Below are 18203 nucleotides of genomic sequence, written 5' to 3'. Positions count from 1 at the left end.
GCTGTGCGGCACGTTCCTGCGGTAGAGGCTGTGAGGCACGGGTCACGCACCCCTCCCGTCGCCATTCGATCTACTCGTCGGTAGCATCCTGGCCATGGCAGACAAGGTGGCCAAGCTGGCCAAGCAGATCAACACCTTCGCGAAGTCCCACGGCGGCGCCGAGGCCCAGGTCGCCTACATCGGACAGCGCGGCGCCCGCATCGTGCTCGTCGGCGAGGACGGGGGCTGGGGAGACCTGGTGGCCCCGTCGTACGAGATCGCCGAGCAGGCGGTGGAGAAGGCCGGTATCACCCGCCACGAGTCCTTCGACGGCGAGTTCGCGGCAAAGGTGACGACGGGCAAGTACGAGTGGAAGCGGATGGCGGGCATCCAGATCGGCGGCTGAGCAGCGCCCTGAAGGGGCGCGGGGCTGTGTCGATTTGCGGCTCCGCCGCGTGGGCGCGACAAGCGCCACCAACCCGCACCCGCCGAACAAACTGAGCCACCCTCCCCCTTCCGCAACACCAAGTTGCCGGTTCACCCGTTAGGACCTGTAGAGCAAGCGCAGCGCCTGGCGTCCACCACGGGGAGAACCGGATGATCGACACGCCATCCCTCGTGGACCAGTACTGCCACGGCGTACTGCGCACGGAACTGGGCCTCGGCACCTTCGAGGCCCAGCTGGCCCGCACGGAGGGCCCGCCCGCTCCGGGCACCACCCTCTTCGACACGCAGACGGGCTTCGCCGTACGGCGCTGGTGTCCCCCGTTACTCGGCCTGGAACCGCACTGCCCGCCCGCCCGCTATCTCGCCCGCCGTCGTGAGCTGGGCGTGCTGGAAGCGGGCCGCAGACTGCTGCGCGGCAGCGGCATCACGACGTACCTGATCGACACCGGCGTACCCGGCGACCTGACCAGCCCTTCCGAGATGGCCTCCACGGGCGAGGCCGACGCCCACGAGATCGTGCGGCTCGAGCTGCTCGCAGAGCAGGTCGCCGACACCTCCGGCACCGTCGAGTCCTTCCTCGCCAACCTCGCCGAGTCGGTGCACGGCGCGGCGGCGAACGCGGTGGCCTTCACGTCGGTCGCGGGCGTACGGCACGGACTCGCACTCGCGCCGGAGCCCCCGGGGCCGGGAGAGGTACGGGGCGCGGCGGGCCGCTGGCTCGCGGGGCGCAGGGTGGGAGGGGAGCTGACCGACCCGGTCCTGCTACGGCACCTGCTGTGGATCGCGGTGGCGTCGGGGCTGCCGCTGCAGCTGCATGCGGGGCTGGGGGAGCCGGGCGTGCGCATCGACCGTACGGACCCGGTGCTGCTCACGGACTTCGTCCGCGCCACGGCCGGCCTCGGCACCGACCTGATCCTGCTGCACGGCTACCCGTACCACCGCCACGCCGCCCACCTGGCGGGCGTCTTCCCGCACGTCTACGCGGACTCGGGCGCCGCCCTCATCCGCACGGGCGCCCGCGCAGCCACGATCCTCGCGGAGATCCTGGAACTGGCCCCCTTCGGCAAGATCCTCTTCTCCAGCGGGGCACAGGGCCTGCCCGAACTGCACGTGGTGGGCGCGGGGCTCTTCCGCGAGGCCCTCGCCAGGGTGCTCGGCGGCTGGGTCGCCGAGGGGGCGTGGTCGCCGGCGGATGCGCAGCGGGTGGCGGGGATGGTGGCGGCGGGCAACGCCCGGCGGGTGTACGGGCTGGAGTGAGGCGTACGCCGCCCCGGACGCCGACGCCGACGCCGACGCCGACGCCGACGACGGAGGCGATACGGGATGTGCCCGTACCGCCTCATGACTCTCACTCCGGTCGACCGGCCCATATGACGGGCAGTGGCGGCAGGGCGCCCGGCGTGGCCTCGGGCGGCCTGCCGTCCTCGTCGCAGACGACCCGGGCGAGGTCCGTGCCGCTCGACGAGCGGCAGAACTGCGTGGGGTACTTGGTGTACTTCGTCGGCGGGGCAGGCGCCGGACCGACGACGGCGCAGTTGAAGCAGTCCTCTGGATCGAGGGGCGGAGTGATCCGCATCTCCTTTCCGACAGCCAGGCTGTTGGCGAGGACGACCCAGGTGCCCAACTGCTCGACGCAGTGTTCGGCCGCGTCGCGCTCCCAGCGCCTTTGCTGCTTGCTGATCGGGGAGGCGAACAGCGGGACGAAGATGTGGGAGACGCCGAAAGCCTGGCACTTGCCCAGCCAGGTGGCCGACTGCTTGATGTCCTCGCAGATGAGGATGGCGACGCGTCCCAGCGCCGTCTCCAGTACGGCCACCTTCTCGCCGTGGGTGATGTCCTCGGCGGCCGGTTCGTGCTTGGGCCGGCCCGGCAGCTGCCACTCGGCCGCCTGTCCCTCGCCCAGCGTGAAGCCGGCCATCTTATCCTGCCACCACAGGACCCGGGCGGTCTGACGATCGACCATCATGGCCCGGTTCGGCGGCGGATCGGAGCAGCCGAGCGGGCCGGTGCCGAGCGGGCCGGAGCCCACCGGACCGGCGGCGACCGGACCCGTGCCGATGAGGATCCACTGCAGCTTGCTGTTCGGGGCGGGGTCATTGTGCAGCAGCGTGTCCCAGTGTTTGATCAGGTCCTCGGACATGGTGTACTCGGGCAGCACACCTATCTCGGCTCCCGAAGCCTCCAGGTTGCGGAGCACGACGTCGATCCGCGGGAGCAGTTCGTCGTCGGCGGGCGAGATCCGGTAGAGACCGATATCCGCATCCTCCGGGAATTCGAACTTCAGATCGGTGTGCCTTTCCAATAAGGGCGCCGATCCTACGGCAATCGCTTTCCCCGGGAATCCTGGTTCATTCTCCAAGATCCCGCCGTGCCAGATTCCTTCACAGTCCGCGGGAGTCACCCGGTGTACGGAGAAGAAATCGGCCTTCCTGGTCCATGCGGCGACCACCCGGCTCGGGCGGGTGTAGCGGGGCAGCAGCAGTCCCGCGTGCTTTGTGTTGGTGTTGAGGCTGCTGGTCGACAAATAGCGCCAGCCGATGTCCGCCATCGCCGGCGTCGCCGTCTCGCCGGCGTAGAGGCCGGCGACCTCGAAGGAGCGGTCGAGGCCCATGAGCACGGAGAAGACGCCCTCGTCGCCGTGTTCGGCGATGATGTCGCGGATCAGCGGGACGCTCGCGAACCCGTCACTCAGCACGTCTTCGCACACCAGCTCCGCCCGCTTCCTCACCTTCTGGTCCTTGAACCACTTCCTCGCCGTGTGGTTGCTGAAGTACTGGGTCGGAAGCGTGTCGTAGAGCAGGACGAAGAGATCGGCCGGATCCGCCGGTAAATCGATCTCGTCGGGCGAGCGGGCAGGGTCACGCGGCTCTTTGCTGTTCATCGTCCCCCCGGTGCGTGAGTGCGTAGCCCGGATATTAACGGCGTGTCACGCATATGCGTATTGGAATTGTCGAAAAACAGGCAACGAAAACGATTCAGGTGATCGACTGAGACTTGGGAGGTCTCTTCGTAAAGCCGTCGTACGGATCATGGATTATCACTTGACAGTCACTTGACATGCCCCCATGGTGGGATGGCACCCCCATGACCAAGGGCCAGGAAAGAGAGGGTGACATGAGTGAGTCAAAGGGACCCAGGCGTGACCGGTTAACCGCAGTGCAGGCCGTGCTGGAGGAAATGACGGCGGAACAGCAAATTCCGCCCGCGATATTCAGCTCGCTGGCCATGCTCGTCACCGACGCGTCGCTGACCGCCGACGAACCGGCGATACGGGCCGCCCACGACGGGCTGCGGAGGCTGTACGGGCATCATGTCCGCGCCGACCGCGACCAGGACGCGCACGCCGAGCTGCGCGGACATCTGCTCGGGCTGATCGACATGACGACCTGGGCGCTGCGCAGGCTGCCCTCGGGACTTCAGCTGAGCCTCGATCCGCAGGGGCACGCCGCCCGTTTCCTGGTGGCCATCACCCAGCAACCCGGCCTGAGCAACGAACAGCTGGCCGAACTGCTGGACGTCGACATCACCGAAGTCAGTCGCATCGGCCGGAAGATGATCGCCGCGGGCGTGGCCTGGAAGAGCCGTCAGTGGCGCCACAACTCCTGGGGCATCACGCCACGGGGCGCGCAGTACCTGGAGGAGTCGGGGCTCATATCCGCGGAGCCGGACAGGCTCGACCACTGCGTGGGTGTGAAGGTGCGCCCCTCCGCCCTGACCGGCGTGGTCACCGACGCCAACGGGGATGTCCAGGTCAGCATGGGTGTCGAGGTGGGACTCGGCAGCAGCCAGGAGGAGCTGACCGAGGCCCTGGCCCACTTCGTGCACGACCTGCTCGACAAGGTGCCGCCCGCCGCCGAGGGCGCGAAGGCCGGGCGGACAGGGCTGGGCGTGGAACTGGGCGGCCATGTGGAGACTGGCCGTGGCGACATCGTCAACGCGCCCAACTACGCGGGAGCGGACTGGTCGGGCCTCTCGCTGGCGGGCGCCCTCCAAGAGGCGACCGGTCTGCCGACCGTCCTGGAGAACGACGCCAACGCCCTGGCCCAGCTGACGCTGAACCTGGGGGACGCCGGCGACAGCGGCGACTTCGCCGTGGTCCTGCTCGACCAGGGCGTGGGTGCCGGACTGATGGTCGGTGGCCGGATCCTGCACGGGGCGGCGGGGGCCGCGGGGGAGATCGGCCATGTGGTGGTCGACGGATATCGCGAACACCGGTGCAGTTGCGGCAACATCGGCTGCCTGGAGAGCGTCGCGGGTACCGGTGCCATCGCCCGCCGCGTCCATGAGCTGACCGGGCACGAAGTACCGGATCTCGGCGCGGCGCTGGCCCTCTTCGGAGGCGAACGCAAGAGCGTCGACGATTCCCTGGGAATGGCCGGCCGGGCACTTGGCCTCGGCATTGCCGATCTGCTCAACCTCACGAACCCGGCACGCGTCGTGGTATACGGCCCGGAGGCGCTGGTGACGGAGGGGCGGGACGAGTTCCCCGCCGCGCAGGTCTTCATGGCGGCCGTGCGCAGGACGTACACGGAGCATGCGTTCTCCACCGCGCGCGACGTCGAGCTGGTGACCAGGGCCTACGACGACGAACTCGGTGCCCGGGCGGCGGCCGCGGTCGCCCTGGACAGGCTCGGCCGGCGTTAGGAGCCTGCGATGGCGGAACGGGGGACGGCGCAGGGCATGACCACCGGCACCGAGTACGCGACGACACGGGATGTCGTCCTGCTCATCGCCGTCCTGCTCGTCCTCACCGTCACGCTCGCCATGGTGCTGGTCCAGTCCTGGCCACCGCCCCCGGCACCAGGTGGCGGCACGGCGGGGCCCGACCGCACACAGATCCTGTTCTGGACGCCCGACGTGTCGCTGGACACCCGGCTCTTCCTGGTCGTCGTGGCGGCGGGTGGTCTGGGCGCCCTGATCCATGTGCTGCGCTCGGCGTACGAGTATGTCGGCAACCGGCGGCTGCGGCGCAGCTGGCTGACGATGTACCTGCTCGAGCCGTTCGTCGGGGCGACCTTGGCTCTCGTCGCGTACTGCGTTCTGCGCGGCGGGCTCACGACCAGCGTCGCCTCGTCCGGCGACATCAACCCCTATGGGACGGCCGCGGTGGCCGCGCTGGTCGGGATGTTCTCCCGGCAGACCGTGGACAAGCTGCGCGCCGTGTTCAACACGCTGCTGGCACCACCGCAGGACAGCCCCGGGGAAGGGCTGCCCAGGCCGTCGTCCCCCGAGAGCCCGGCTCCGAGTGGTTCAGCCGCCCCGGAGGGAGGGGCTCCCGGTTCCTCAGACCCCAGCTCCCACCGCTGACCCCGACTGCGCCGGCCCCGGGACCTCCACGTCCGGTGCAGGCCGTTCCCGCAGCGCCAGCAGCAGCCGCAGCACCGCGATCCACACCACGGCCGAGCCCAGCATGTGCAGGCCGACCAGGAGCTCCGGGAGGTCCGTGAAGTACTGGACGTAGCCGATGACGCCCTGGGCGAGGAGGATCAGGAAGAGGTCGCGGGTGCGGTTCAGGGGGCCCTTCGGGGCGTCGACCGCCTTGAGGACGAACCACAGGGCGAACGTCAGCGTGACCACGATCCAGGCCAGCACGGCGTGCAGCTTGGTGACGTTCTCCCAGTCCAGCGGCATCCGCTCGACCTTGCTGGAGTCGCCCGCGTGCGGACCCGCGCCGGTGACGACCGTGCCGACCGCGATCAGCAGCACGGACGCCGCGACCAGGAACCACACCAGCTGCTGTACCGCCTTGCCGACCAGGGGGCGCGGTGCCGCGTCGCCCTCCCGGGTGCGCTGCCACATCACCGTGGCGACGGCGATCAGGGCGGAGGAGAGCAGGAAGTGCGCAGCGACCGTGTACGGGTTGAGGCCGACCAGGACGACGATGCCGCCGAGCACCGCGTTGCTCATCACGATCCAGAACTGCGCCCACCCGAGCCGGGTCAGGCCGCGCCGGTACGGCTTCTCGGAGCGCGCCGCGATGATCGCCCAGCCGACGGCGGCACACAGCACGTAGGTGAGCATGCGGTTGCCGAACTCGATGGCACCGTGGAAGCCCATCTCACGCGTCGCGGTCAGCGAGTCGTCCGTGCACTTGGGCCAGGTCGGGCAGCCGAGCCCGGAACCGGTCAGCCGTACGGCACCGCCGGTGACCACGATGACCACCGACATCACGAGCGCGGCGAGAGCCGCCCGCTGGACCGTCCTCCGGGTCGGGGTCCAGCGTGCGGCGATGAAGGCGAGGGGGTTGCGCACGGCCGCTAGGGCGTCGGCGCGGGTCACGTTTGGCACGCGCTCTATCGTAGGCGGCCGCTTGTGCACGCTTTCACGAGGGTCCGCACCGGGTGCACGGGCCCTACTCCCAGCGGAAGAACTTCCCGGCCGCCGCCAGCCCCACGACCGCCCACACGGCGAGAATCCCCAGGTCGCCCCAGGGCATCCCGGCGCCGTGCTGGAGCACGTCGCGCAGTCCGTCCGACAGCGCCGAGATCGGCAGCAGCCCCAGCACGTCCTGCGCGCCCGCCGGGAACTTGTCCAGCGGCACGATCACCCCGCCGCCGACGAGCAGCAGCAGGAAGACCAGGTTGGCGGCGGCCAGGGTGGCCTCGGCCTTGAGAGTGCCGGCCATCAGTAGGCCCAGACCCGAGAAGGCGGCCGTCCCGAGGACCAGCAGGAGCACGACGGCAGCCGGGTTTCCGTGGGGGGACCAGCCGAGCGCGAAGGCGATCACCGTCAGCAGCGCGATCTGGAGGACCTCCGTGACCAGCACCGACGCCGTCTTCGCCGTCATCAGGGCCCAGCGGGGCAGCGGAGAGGAGGCCAGCCGCTTCAGTACGCCGTACCGGCGCTCGAAGCCCGTGGCGATCGCCTGCCCCGTGAACGCCGTCGACATCACGGCGAGCGCGAGGATGCCGGGGGTGAGGAAGTCGACGGCCTTGCCCGCGCCGGTGTCGACGATGTCCACCGAGCTGAAGAGGACCAGCAGGAGCGTGGGGATCACCACGGTCAGCAGCAGCTGCTCGCCGTTGCGCAGCAGCATCTTCGTCTCGAGTGCCGCCTGAGCCGCGATCATGCGGGGGAGGGGGCGGCGCCCGGCTTCGGGGTGTACGTACCCGTACCGACGGTGGTCACGAACGCAGCTCCTTGCCGGTGAGCTCCAAAAACACGTCCTCGAGGGTGTGCCGTTCGACCGAGATCTTCTCCGGCATCACGCCGTGCTGCGCGCACCACGACGTCACCGTCGCGAGCAGCTGGGGGTCGACCTTGCCGACGACACGGTACGAGCCCGGCGTCAGCTCCGCGGCCGAGCAGTCGGCGGGCAGGGCCTTGAGCAGGGACCCGACGTCCAGGCCGGGGCGGCCGGTGAAGCGGAGGGTGTTCTCGGCGCCGCCGCGGCACAGCTCCTCGGGGGAGCCCTGGGCGATGACCCGGCCCGCGTCGATGATCGCGACGTCGTCGGCGAGCTGCTCGGCCTCGTCCATGTAGTGGGTCGTGAGGATCACGGAGACGCCGTCGGCGCGCAGGTCCCGGATCAGGTCCCAGGTGGCCCTGCGGGCCTGCGGGTCGAGCCCGGAGGTCGGCTCGTCCAGGAACACCAGCTCCGGGCGGCCGACCACGGCCATGGCGAGCGCGAGCCGCTGCTGCTGGCCGCCGGAGAGGCGGCGGTAGGTGGTCCTGCCGCAGCTGCCGAGCCCGAGGCGTTCGATGAGGGCGTCCACGTCCAGCGGATGCGCGTGCAGCTTGGCGACATGGCGCAGCATCTCGTCGGCCCGCGCGCCCGAGTAGACGCCGCCGGACTGCAGCATCACGCCGATGCGGGGCCGCAGCTCGCCGGACTGTCTCACCGGGTCGAGGCCCAGGACGCGCACCGTGCCGGAGTCCGGCTTCCGGTAGCCCTCGCAGGTCTCGACCGTCGTGGTCTTGCCCGCGCCGTTGGGTCCGAGCACGGCGGTCACGCCCGCCTCGGCCACCAGGTCGAGGCCGTTCACCGCGGTCTTCGTGCCGTACCGCTTCACCAGGGCCTGGACCTGGACCACGGGCTCAGTTCGCATGGCTCCAGAGTCTAGGTACGGCCGCCGCGCCCGCGGTGGGCGGGTTCATATCTCCTCCTCACGGGGCCGGTGCACGGCCAGCCACTGCTCCGCGTACGCCACCGCGTCGGCCAGCGGGAACAGTCGTGCGTCGGCTGCCCCGACCTTCCCGCGTACGACGGGGCGGTCCCGCTCGAAGTCGTACCCCAGCTCGTCGAACCGGTCCGAGGTGATCGACACCTCGGTCACCACCTCCCAGCCCGTCGGCCCAGGCCGCCCCACCTTCACCAGCGGCGACGGGATGCGGTACTCGGCCAGGTGAAAGCTGGTGCACGCGTCGTAACCGGCGCCGAGCAACAGCACGCGCGCGTGGCGCGCCTCCAGCCGAGCGAGCGGGCTGCGCTCGCCGAGGCGGCAGTCCGGGGCGTGCCCCTCGACGATCTCCGCGGCGCGCGGGCCGACGGCGGCGAACGAGGTCTGAGGGTGCGCACTGCGCAGGGCACCCGGCCATGTCCGTACGGTCTCCGGGATCACGCCGACCCCGCGCGTGGGCGTGACCAGGGGGTCGTACGCGGGCATCGTGGCCCGGATCGTGTCCCACCACTCCTCGGGAACCGGCGGGTTGCTCCACACCGCCGGGTCCGAGAGGTCGCCCGACTGTGTGGGGACGACCAGAGTGCCCTCCTGGCCGAGCGCGTCGAGCAGTCCCTGGACGACTGCGACGGCTCCTCCGCAGACCCAGCCGAGGGAGCTCAGCGAGGAGTGCACGAGGAGCGTCTCACCGCTTCGGACGCCGAGCTCGCGCAACTGTGCGGCGAGGGTGTTCCGAGTGACAAGAGGGCCGGTCGGAGGGGGTGTCGACATGCTTCGGAAGTGTCCCGGAGGGCGCCGCGCGACGCCAGCGATTTGATCGATCAAAGATCATTTCCGCAGGTCAGATTAGGTATGCCTAAGTGACGCAGCGCACCGTCGAGGCGCCCGGACGCGGCTTGCCCGGTCTTGAGGAATTACGCAACAATGGCGTTGTGAAAAACGTCGGCGAGGCTCGGGAGACCCCCATGGGAACCCCTCAGGAGGAGCTCGCGACCGGGGAGCGCTCCACGCGCAACCGGGTCGCGCGATCCATCCTGGACCACGGGCCGTCGACCGTCGCCGAGCTGGCCGGCCGGCTGGGACTCACCCAGGCAGCCGTACGCAGGCATCTGGACGCGCTGGTCGCGGACGATGTCGTGGAGGCCCGGGAACAGCGGGTGTACGGCACGCGCACGCGTGGCCGTCCCGCCAAGGTCTTCGCGCTCACCGACTGCGGACGCGACGCCTTCGACCAGTCGTACGACAAGCTCGCCGCGGACGCCCTGAAGTGGATCGCCGAGCGCGAGGGCGGGAGCGAGGCGGTCGCCGCCTTCGCCCGGGCCCGGATCGCCGCCCAGGCGAGCGCGTACCGCAAGGCGATCGAGGCCGTCAGCCCGGATGAGCGCACCGAAGCCCTGGCCAAGGCCTTGAGCGTGGACGGGTACGCTGCTACGGCGCGCAGCGCACCCCTCCCTCAAAAGGGCGAGCAGCTCTGCCAGCACCACTGCCCGGTCGCCCATGTCGCGGAGCAGTTCCCCCAGCTGTGCGAGGCGGAGACGGAGATCTTCGCCGAGCTGCTCGGAACGCACGTCCAGCGACTGGCGACCATCGCGCACGGCGACGGCGTCTGCACGACGTTCATCCCGAAGATTTCCCACACCACCGATAACGCATCTGCAAGCACGGCCGGGAGGAACCCCGCATGACTCTCCCCATCGAGGAGACTGCCCACCCTGAGCTCGAGGGCCTGGGCAAGTACGAATACGGCTGGGCCGACTCCGACGAAGCCGGCGCCTCTGCGAAGCGCGGTCTGAGCGAGGATGTCGTCAAGGACATCTCCGCGAAGAAGTCCGAGCCGGAGTGGATGACCAAGCTCCGTCTCAAGGGTCTGCGTCTTTTCGACAAGAAGCCCATGCCGAACTGGGGCTCGGACCTTTCCGGTATCGACTTCGACAACATCAAGTACTTCGTACGCTCCACGGAGAAGCAGGCGGAGTCCTGGGAGGACCTGCCCGAGGACATCAAGAACACGTACGACAAGCTCGGCATCCCCGAGGCGGAGAAGCAGCGCCTCGTCGCCGGTGTCGCGGCCCAGTACGAGTCGGAGGTCGTCTACCACCAGATCCGCGAGGACCTGGAGGAGCAGGGCGTCATCTTCCTCGACACCGACACCGCTCTGAAGGAGCACCCGGAGCTCTTCAAGGAGTACTTCGGGACGGTCATCCCGGTCGGTGACAACAAGTTCGCGTCGCTGAACACCGCCGTGTGGTCGGGCGGCTCCTTCATCTACGTCCCGCCGGGCGTCCACGTGGAGATCCCGCTCCAGGCCTACTTCCGTATCAACACGGAGAACATGGGCCAGTTCGAGCGGACCCTGATCATCGTCGACGAGGGTGCCTACGTGCACTACGTCGAGGGTTGTACGGCCCCGATCTACAAGTCGGACTCGCTGCACAGCGCCGTGGTCGAGATCATCGTCAAGAAGAACGCCCGCTGCCGTTACACGACCATCCAGAACTGGTCGAACAACGTCTACAACCTGGTCACCAAGCGCGCCGTCGCCTACGAGGGCGCGACCATGGAGTGGATCGACGGCAACATCGGCTCCAAGGTGACGATGAAGTACCCGGCCGTCTACCTGATGGGCGAGCACGCCAAGGGCGAGACCCTGTCCATCGCCTTCGCGGGCGAGGGGCAGCACCAGGACGCCGGCTCCAAGATGGTCCACATGGCGCCGAACACGTCCTCCAACATCGTGTCGAAGTCCGTCGCCCGCGGTGGCGGCCGTACCTCCTACCGTGGTCTGGTGGAGATCGGCGAGGGCGCCCACGGCTCGAAGTCCAACGTGCTGTGCGACGCGCTGCTCGTCGACACCATCTCCCGCTCCGACACGTACCCCTACGTGGACGTCCGCGAGGACGACGTGTCCATGGGCCACGAGGCGACCGTCTCCAAGGTCTCCGAGGACCAGCTCTTCTACCTGATGAGCCGCGGTCTGAGCGAGTTCGAGGCGATGGCGATGATCGTGCGCGGCTTCGTCGAGCCGATCGCCAAGGAACTGCCCATGGAGTACGCCCTTGAGCTCAACCGGCTGATCGAGCTGCAGATGGAAGGCGCGGTCGGTTAGGACCGGTCTTTCGGTAAGCAGCTAGCGAAATCTGACGTAGGAAAGAGAGCAGACCGACAGCCATGGCTGAGGCTCAGAACATCCCCGTGGGGTCCACCACCGCGGGCCAGATCGCGGTGGCCGCCGAGTCGACCGTCGCCACGCGCATGAGCGCGCCCCCGTCCTTCGACGTGGCGGACTTCCCGGTCCCGCACGGCCGCGAGGAGGAGTGGCGGTTCACTCCGCTGGAGCGCCTGCGCGGGCTGCACGACGGCACCGCGGTGGCGACCGGCGACGGCCTGCAGGTCACCGTCGAGGCCCCCGAGGGCGTCACCGTCGAGACCGTCGGCCGCGACGACGCGCGCCTCGGCAGGGCGGGCACGCCCGTGGACCGCGTCGCCGCCCAGGCGTACTCCGCCTTCGAGAAGGCCGGTGTCGTCACCGTCCCCAAGGAGACGGTCCTCACCGAGCCGATCCGTATCGCCGTGCACGGCACGGGCGGGGTCGCCTACGGCCACCAGGTCGTGGAGCTCGGAGCCTTCGCCGAGGCCGTCGTCGTCATCGACCACACCGGTGACGCGGTGCTCGCCGCCAACGTCGACTACATCCTGGGCGACGGCGCCAAGCTCACCGTCGTCTCCGTCCAGGACTGGGACGACAAGGCCGTGCACGTGGGCCAGCACAACGCGCTGATCGGCCGGGACGCCACCTTCAAGTCGTTCGTGGTCACCTTCGGCGGCGACCTCGTGCGCCTCCACCCGCGCGTCGCCTACGCCGGCACCGGTGGCGAGGCCGAGCTGTTCGGCCTCTACTTCACCGACGCGGGCCAGCACCAGGAGCACCGCCTCCTGGTCGACCACAACACCCCGCACTGCAAGTCCAACGTCGCCTACAAGGGCGCGCTCCAGGGCGACGACGCGCACGCCGTGTGGATCGGCGACGTGCTGATCGAGGCCAAGGCCGAGGGCACGGACACGTACGAGATGAACCGCAACCTCGTCCTCACGGACGGCGCGCGGGTCGACTCCGTGCCGAACCTGGAGATCGAGACCGGCGAGATCGTCGGAGCCGGCCACGCCTCCGCGACCGGCCGCTTCGACGACGAGCAGCTCTTCTACCTGATGGCCCGCGGCATCCCGGAGCACGAGGCCCGCCGTCTCGTCGTCCGTGGCTTCTTCGCCGAGCTGGTCCAGCAGATCGGTGTCGAGGACATCGAGGAGCGCCTCATCACGAAGATCGAAGAGGAGCTGGAGGCGTCGGTCGCATGACCACCTTCGTACGCGCCTGTGCGCTGAGCGAGCTGGAGGAGGACACCCCGAAGCGGGTGGAACTCGACGGCACGCCGGTGTCCATCGTGCACACCGAGGGCGAAGTCTTCGCGATCCACGACATCTGCTCGCACGCGAACGTCTCGCTGTCCGAGGGCGAGGTGGAGGACTGCCAGATCGAGTGCTGGCTGCACGGCTCCAGCTTCGACCTCCGCACCGGCAAGCCGTCCGGCCTCCCCGCGACGCGCCCCGTCCCCGTATACCCCGTAAAGATCGAAGGGGACGACGTTCTCGTCTCCCTCACCCAGGAGTCCTGAGGCACCCATGGCAACGCTTGAAATCCGAGACCTGCACGTCACCGTCGAGGCCGACAACGCCACGAAGGAAATCCTCAAGGGCGTCGACCTCACCGTGAAGCAGGGCGAGACGCACGCCATCATGGGCCCCAACGGCTCGGGCAAGTCGACCCTCGCCTACTCCCTCGCGGGTCACCCGAAGTACACGATCACCGGCGGCACCGTCACCCTCGACGGCGAGGACGTCCTGGAGATGTCCGTCGACGAGCGCGCCCGCGCGGGCCTGTTCCTGGCGATGCAGTACCCGGTCGAGGTCCCGGGTGTCTCCGTGTCGAACTTCCTGCGCACCTCCGCCACCGCCATCCGCGGCGAGGCCCCCAAGCTGCGCACCTGGGTGAAGGAGGTCAAGGAGGCCATGGAGCGCCTCAACATGGACCCGTCCTTCGCCGAGCGCAACGTCAACGAGGGCTTCTCCGGCGGTGAGAAGAAGCGCCACGAGATCCTCCAGCTGGAGCTGCTCAAGCCGAAGGTCGCGATCCTCGACGAGACGGACTCCGGTCTGGACGTCGACGCGCTCCGCATCGTCTCCGAGGGCGTCAACCGAGTCCGTGAGACAGGCGAGGTCGGCACCCTGCTGATCACGCACTACACGCGCATCCTGCGCTACATCAAGCCCGACCACGTGCACGTCTTCTCCGGCGGCCGCATCGTCGAGTCCGGCGGCGCCGAGCTCGCCGACAAGCTGGAGAACGAGGGCTACGAGGCATACACGAAGGGTGGCGCATCCGCGTGACACAGCTGCCGGGCCTCCTCGACACCGAGGCGCTGCGCAAGGACTTCCCGATCCTGGACCGCGTCGTCCACGACGGCAAGAAGCTCGTGTACCTGGACAACGCGGCGACCTCGCAGACGCCGCGCCAGGTGCTCGACGTGCTCTCCGAGTACTACGAGCAGCACAACGCCAACGTCCACCGTGGCGTGCACGTCCTCGCCGAGGAGGCCACGGCGCTGTACGAGGGCGCGCGTGACAAGGTCGCGGAGTTCATCAACGCGCCCAGCCGTGACGAGGTGATCTTCACCAAGAACGCTTCCGAGTCGCTCAACCTCGTGGCGAACATGCTCGGCTGGGCCGACGAGCCCTACCGGGTGGACTCCAACACCGAGATCGTCATCACGGAGATGGAGCACCACTCCAACATCGTGCCGTGGCAGCTGCTCGCGCAGCGCACGGGCGCGAAGCTGAAGTGGTTCGGTCTCACGGACGACGGCCGTCTCGACCTGTCCAACATCGACGAGATCATCACGGAGAAGACGAAGATCGTCTCCTTCGTGCTGGTGTCGAACATCCTGGGCACGCTCAACCCGGTCGAGGCGATAGTGCGCCGCGCGCAGGAGGTCGGCGCGCTGGTCTGCATCGACGCCTCGCAGGCGGCGCCCCACATGCCGCTGGACGTGCAGTCGCTGCAGGCCGACTTCGTGGCCTTCACCGGCCACAAGATGTGCGGCCCGACCGGCATCGGCGTCCTCTGGGGCCGGCAGGAGCTGCTGGAGGACCTGCCTCCGTTCCTGGGCGGCGGCGAGATGATCGAGACGGTGTCGATGCACTCGTCGACCTACGCTCCCGCCCCGCACAAGTTCGAGGCGGGCACGCCCCCGATCTCCCAGGCGATCGGCCTCGGCGCGGCGATCGACTACCTCAACTCGATCGGCATGGACAAGATCCTCGCCCATGAGCACGCGCTCACCGAGTACGCGGTGAAGCGGTTCGCGGAGGTTCCGGACCTGAGGATCATCGGCCCCACCACGGCCGAGGACCGCGGCGCCGCGATCTCCTTCACCCTCGGCGACATCCACCCGCACGACGTGGGCCAGGTCCTCGACGAGCAGGGCATCGCGGTCCGCGTCGGCCACCACTGCGCGCGGCCCGTCTGCCTCCGGTACGGAATTCCTGCGACCACGCGAGCGTCGTTCTATCTGTACTCCACGCCGGCCGAGATCGACGCTCTGGTCGACGGCCTGGAGCATGTACGGAACTTCTTCGGCTGACGGGACGGAACGAGCGATCGCATGAAGCTGGACTCGATGTACCAGGAAGTCATCCTGGACCACTACAAGAACCCTCATGGGCGTGGTCTGCGGGATGGCGACGCCGAGGTGCACCATGTGAACCCGACGTGCGGCGACGAGATCACCCTCCGCGTGAAGTACGCCGGCACGAAGATCGAGGACGTCTCGTACGAGGGCCAGGGCTGCTCCATCAGCCAGGCGAGCGCGTCCGTACTGAACGAGCTCCTCGTCGGCAAGGACCTGTCCGACGCGCAGAAGATCCAGGAGACCTTCCTGGAGCTGATGCAGTCGAAGGGCCGGATCGAGCCCGACGACGCGATGGAGGAGATCCTGGAGGACGCGGTCGCGTTCGCCGGTGTCTCCAAGTACCCGGCCCGGGTCAAGTGCGCCCTCCTCAGCTGGATGGCGTGGAAGGACGCGACGGCCCAGGCGCTGGGCGGAGCCGACGCCGAAAGGAAGACGGCATGAGTGACACCGTGGAGATGAAGCCGGCCTCGGAGGAGGAGCTCCGCGAGGCCCTGATGGACGTCGTCGACCCCGAGCTGGGCATCGACGTCGTCAACCTGGGCCTGATCTACGGCATCCACATCGACGACTCGAACGTGGCCACGGTCGACATGACCCTCACGTCGGCGGCCTGCCCGCTGACGGACGTCATCGAGGATCAGGCCAAGTCCGCCACGGACGGCCTCGTCAACGAGCTCCGCATCAACTGGGTGTGGATGCCGCCGTGGGGCCCGGACAAGATCACGGACGACGGCCGGGAGCAGCTTCGGGCGCTGGGGTTCAACGTCTGACGCCGGCAGACCACACGAACAGACGGCGAGGTCCGATGGACGGACCTCGCCGTCTGTCGTCTCAGGCCAGCCCTGCCACCAGCTGGAACGCGGAGTCCGACAGGTAGAGGGAGCTGTTCTGGAAAGGGGCCAGTTTCAGCTGGAAGTTCTGGTGGCGCAGGAACCGGCCGGGGTAGTTGACCGACTCCAGCATGACCGCGCCCGAGTACGCCGCCGCTCGGGGGCAGAACGTGGCGTCCTGCCGGAACAGGGCGGAGCCGTCGTTGCGCTCGGAGCGCAGGACGAAGTCGCGGTGGCGGAGGTACGTGCCGTCGGCCGTGGCGAAGGAGTAGCAAGAGGCGTCGGCCAGGCCCTTGACCAGCTTGAAGGTGGAGTCCTCGCGGCTCTCCGAGCCCCCGACGGTGTCCAGCTTCACGTAGCCGCTGTTCACATGCCAGTAGCGGTCGGGGTAGTTGACCGAGCGGACGGATCGCCAGGTGCCGGCTGGGGGTTTCGGCGCGGTGGTCGGTGAACCGGTCCCGCTGGAAGGCGACTTGGACGGCTCCGGCGCGGGCTTGGGTGTGGTGGCGTGCTGTTGGCCGGGTGCCCGGGGCGCCGCCTGTGGGGTTGCCAGGCCGCTCTTGCCCTTCGCGGGAGTCGTCTGCGACGGGGTGGCGAAGGAGATCAGGCCAGGGGTCGTGGTGTCCGAGGCGGAGGACGAAGCTGCGGCTGACGTATGGTCAGGTGCCCTGTCCGATACGGCGATTGCCGTGACGCAGGCGACGACCGTTGCCACCGCCATCCCGCCCGCCAGCCAGAGGCGGCGCGTCCCCGGCGTCCGGGAGGTGTCCGGGGCCCAGCCGTTTTCCCAAGGTTGATCCTGAGGCGGCCGGGTCTTGTTTTCTGGCATGCGCTGTTCCTCCAGCGGCGTCATGAGGAGACGGCCGCGGCTGCGAAGGCCCGGTATGTGAACGGTGAAACACTAGTGGACCCTGTGGCTCGGGAGCAGCCCTTTGCGAGAGCCGTATCCACATCGAGTTCTCAGCGCTCTTTGAGGCGCGCGTTGTTCGGCGAACGGCCCGTGTTCGCCCTTGATCGGTCCCGACCAAATGCGCTGAGCGGCGTGTGAATTCGGAGGTGGGGCATCATGAGCGGCGGCATCGGAGATCACGTACTGGAGGAGTCCCGCATCATGGTGCACCGCGTCCGCCGTGCCCTCCGTCGAGCGTCGGCGGCCGCAGCCCTGTGCGGTGCGCTCGCCATGGCCGCGGGCGGATGCACGGCGTCCGGCGGGGATGACGCCGACGCGTCGGGCCGCCCGACCGCCTCGCCGACCGCGGGACCGGGCGGCGGTGGGAAGGTGGTGCTGCCCGAGCCGGGGGTCCGCTTCGACTACCAGATCGGCGGTTCCTACCGGCCGCCCGCCGGCGTACGCGCCGTCTCCCGCGACCGCACCGCGAAACCGGCGCCGGGGGTCTACAGCATCTGCTACGTCAACGCCTTCCAGGCCCAGCCGGACGCCGACGGCTGGTGGCAGGCCCACCACCCCGACCTGCTGCTCCGTGACGCCGACGGCACGCCGGTCGTCGACCGGGACTGGGACGAGGCCCTGCTGGACATCTCGACGGCCGCCAAGCGGAAACGGCTTGCCGGGATCGTGGGGAAGTGGATCGACGACTGCGCCGCGGCCGGATTCCAGGCGGTCGAGGCCGACAACCTCGACTCGCACGAGCGGTCCGACGGACTGCTGACCGCCGAGGACAACGTGGCCTTCGGGAAGCTGCTCGCCGCCCGGGCCCACGCCGCCGGTCTGGCGATCGGCCAGAAGAACGCCGCCGGACTGGCGCGCCAAGGGCGTGGCCTCGGCTTCGACTTCGCGGTCGCCGAGGAGTGCGGACAGTACGACGAGTGCGGCGCCTATGCGGACGCCTATGACGACCGGGTCTTCGTCATCGAGTACCGGTCGGACGGCCTCGCCGCCGCGTGCGCGGAGTGGGGCGACCGGCTGTCGGTGGTTCTGCGGGATCTGGATGTCGTACCGGCCGGGGAAGCCGGGTATCGCCGCCGCACCTGCTGATCCGGTCCGGCGGCCACATTGCTCCGAGCGCACCGATGTGTGGTGTCGTTGTGTACGGCCGTACGCAACGTTGTGTACGCTCGTACAC

18 protein-coding genes and 1 pseudogene are annotated in these 18203 nt (G+C 69.1%); 13 read left to right on the top strand and 6 right to left on the bottom strand.

Features of this window, described 5'->3' with window-relative positions; all coding sequences use genetic code 11:
- Positions 1–94: 94 nt before the first annotated feature.
- The gene (locus tag ACQEV2_RS09865) at positions 95–385 is read left to right on the top strand and encodes a hypothetical protein (protein ID WP_433038715.1); all 291 of its coding nucleotides are present in this window, start codon (positions 95–97) and stop codon (positions 383–385) included.
- 191 nt (positions 386–576) lie between these two features.
- Entirely contained in the window at positions 577–1683 is a 1107-nt protein-coding gene (locus tag ACQEV2_RS09860) for an amidohydrolase family protein (RefSeq protein ID WP_433038713.1), read from the top strand.
- A gap of 91 nt (positions 1684–1774) precedes the next feature.
- Here the strand turns inward: ACQEV2_RS09860 and ACQEV2_RS09855 are convergent, their stop codons facing one another.
- Positions 1775–3307 carry a hypothetical protein gene (locus ACQEV2_RS09855; protein WP_433038711.1) on the bottom strand — a complete coding sequence of 511 codons (1533 nt, stop codon included), beginning with the start codon at positions 3305–3307 and terminating at the stop codon, positions 1775–1777.
- A gap of 296 nt (positions 3308–3603) precedes the next feature.
- On the opposite strand from ACQEV2_RS09855, the gene ACQEV2_RS09850 reads away from it, so the two are divergent.
- On the top strand, positions 3604–5070 hold the full coding sequence (locus ACQEV2_RS09850) for an ROK family protein (protein WP_433038709.1): 1467 nt from the start codon (positions 3604–3606) through the stop codon (positions 5068–5070).
- Between the two features lie 9 nt (positions 5071–5079).
- Entirely contained in the window at positions 5080–5733 is a 654-nt protein-coding gene (locus tag ACQEV2_RS09845; protein WP_433038707.1) for a hypothetical protein, read from the top strand.
- Here the strand turns inward: ACQEV2_RS09845 and ACQEV2_RS09840 are convergent.
- The 4 genes and pseudogenes from ACQEV2_RS09840 to ACQEV2_RS09825 all read right to left on the bottom strand — a co-directional run bounded on the left by ACQEV2_RS09840 (position 5710) and on the right by ACQEV2_RS09825 (position 9317).
- Entirely contained in the window at positions 5710–6714 is a 1005-nt protein-coding gene (locus ACQEV2_RS09840; RefSeq protein ID WP_433038706.1) for a COX15/CtaA family protein, read from the bottom strand. The two genes, ACQEV2_RS09845 and ACQEV2_RS09840, sit on opposite strands and share 24 nt — an antisense overlap.
- A gap of 64 nt (positions 6715–6778) precedes the next feature.
- A pseudogene (locus ACQEV2_RS09835) lies at positions 6779–7554 on the bottom strand (ABC transporter permease).
- Entirely contained in the window at positions 7551–8474 is a 924-nt protein-coding gene (locus ACQEV2_RS09830; protein WP_433038704.1) for an ABC transporter ATP-binding protein, read from the bottom strand. The pseudogene ACQEV2_RS09835 and the gene ACQEV2_RS09830 overlap by 4 nt, the downstream one beginning before the upstream one ends.
- Before the next feature lie 45 nt (positions 8475–8519).
- A complete protein-coding gene (locus ACQEV2_RS09825) occupies positions 8520–9317 on the bottom strand; it encodes an aminoglycoside N(3)-acetyltransferase (protein WP_433038702.1) in 798 nt (265 codons plus the stop codon).
- Between the two features lie 161 nt (positions 9318–9478).
- Between ACQEV2_RS09825 and ACQEV2_RS09820 the strand changes: the two genes are divergently transcribed.
- The 8 genes from ACQEV2_RS09820 to ACQEV2_RS09785 all read left to right on the top strand — a co-directional run bounded on the left by ACQEV2_RS09820 (position 9479) and on the right by ACQEV2_RS09785 (position 16059).
- Entirely contained in the window at positions 9479–10231 is a 753-nt protein-coding gene (locus ACQEV2_RS09820; RefSeq protein WP_433038700.1) for a helix-turn-helix transcriptional regulator, read from the top strand.
- On the top strand, positions 10228–11652 hold the full coding sequence (gene sufB, locus ACQEV2_RS09815) for a Fe-S cluster assembly protein SufB (protein ID WP_128437113.1): 1425 nt from the start codon (positions 10228–10230) through the stop codon (positions 11650–11652). Before ACQEV2_RS09820 ends, sufB begins: the two co-directional genes overlap by 4 nt.
- A gap of 62 nt (positions 11653–11714) precedes the next feature.
- Positions 11715–12899, top strand: coding sequence for a Fe-S cluster assembly protein SufD (gene sufD, locus ACQEV2_RS09810; protein WP_433038698.1), 1185 nt, complete (start codon positions 11715–11717; stop codon positions 12897–12899).
- Positions 12896–13216: a bifunctional 3-phenylpropionate/cinnamic acid dioxygenase ferredoxin subunit gene (locus ACQEV2_RS09805; RefSeq protein ID WP_053762338.1), complete on the top strand. Its 321-nt coding sequence runs from the start codon at positions 12896–12898 to the stop codon at positions 13214–13216. Before sufD ends, ACQEV2_RS09805 begins: the two co-directional genes overlap by 4 nt.
- Positions 13217–13223: 7 nt before the next feature.
- Positions 13224–13988 carry a Fe-S cluster assembly ATPase SufC gene (gene sufC, locus ACQEV2_RS09800; RefSeq protein WP_345009932.1) on the top strand — a complete coding sequence of 255 codons (765 nt, stop codon included), beginning with the start codon at positions 13224–13226 and terminating at the stop codon, positions 13986–13988.
- Positions 13985–15241, top strand: a complete 1257-nt coding sequence (locus ACQEV2_RS09795) for a cysteine desulfurase (RefSeq protein ID WP_433038695.1) — start codon at positions 13985–13987, stop codon at positions 15239–15241. The genes sufC and ACQEV2_RS09795 overlap by 4 nt, the downstream gene beginning before the upstream one ends.
- 21 nt (positions 15242–15262) lie before the next feature.
- Entirely contained in the window at positions 15263–15730 is a 468-nt protein-coding gene (gene sufU, locus ACQEV2_RS09790) for a Fe-S cluster assembly sulfur transfer protein SufU (protein WP_433038693.1), read from the top strand.
- Complete coding sequence (locus ACQEV2_RS09785) at positions 15727–16059, top strand: metal-sulfur cluster assembly factor (RefSeq protein ID WP_208031583.1); 333 nt, start codon at positions 15727–15729, stop codon at positions 16057–16059. Before sufU ends, ACQEV2_RS09785 begins: the two co-directional genes overlap by 4 nt.
- Before the next feature lie 61 nt (positions 16060–16120).
- On the opposite strand, the gene ACQEV2_RS09780 is transcribed toward ACQEV2_RS09785, so the two are convergent.
- Complete coding sequence (locus tag ACQEV2_RS09780) at positions 16121–16948, bottom strand: AbfB domain-containing protein (RefSeq protein WP_433038691.1); 828 nt, start codon at positions 16946–16948, stop codon at positions 16121–16123.
- Positions 16949–17185: 237 nt separating this feature from the next.
- Here ACQEV2_RS09780 and ACQEV2_RS09775 point away from each other — a divergent pair, with 237 nt between their 5' ends.
- Positions 17186–18115 carry an endo alpha-1,4 polygalactosaminidase gene (locus ACQEV2_RS09775; RefSeq protein WP_433038688.1) on the top strand — a complete coding sequence of 310 codons (930 nt, stop codon included), beginning with the start codon at positions 17186–17188 and terminating at the stop codon, positions 18113–18115.
- The last annotated feature ends 88 nt before the right edge of the window (positions 18116–18203 follow it).

It is taken from the genome of Streptomyces sp. CA-251387, from assembly GCF_050936625.1.
Taxonomy (GTDB): domain Bacteria; phylum Actinomycetota; class Actinomycetes; order Streptomycetales; family Streptomycetaceae; genus Streptomyces.
Note: the sequence above shows the minus strand (reverse complement) of the source record. Positions and strands in the feature narration are given on the sequence as shown.